The sequence below is a fragment of the Bittarella massiliensis (ex Durand et al. 2017) genome (assembly GCF_017566145.1).
Lineage (GTDB): Bacteria > Bacillota > Clostridia > Oscillospirales > Ruminococcaceae > Bittarella > Bittarella massiliensis_A.
The window spans coordinates 1-222 of record NZ_JABFCL010000219.1 but is presented as its reverse complement, the minus strand read 5'-3'; the positions used below and the strand labels follow the sequence as shown (position 1 = coordinate 222).

General features: G+C 60.8%; 1 protein-coding gene. It reads left to right on the top strand.

Annotation, left to right across the window (positions count from 1 at the left end):
• Positions 1 to 222 (top strand): ATP-binding cassette domain-containing protein (locus HJY11_RS14105; protein WP_368041627.1); only part of this gene is annotated, 222 nt, incomplete at both ends.

The window sequence follows — 222 nt, the reverse complement described above, 5'->3', positions numbered from 1 at the left end:
ATGCACTTGTCGGGTGGCCAACGTCAGCGGGTGGCGGTCGGCCGCGCCCTGGTGGCGCCCGGCCGCGCGATTCTGGCGGATGAACCGACTGGCAGCCTGGATCCGGAAATGACTGATGAGGTGATTGATCTTTTGCGGCATGCCGCTCATCAACTCGGTAAATGTGTCATTGTGGTGACGCATTCCAAACGTGTCGCCGATTCCGCCGATGCCGTTTACACC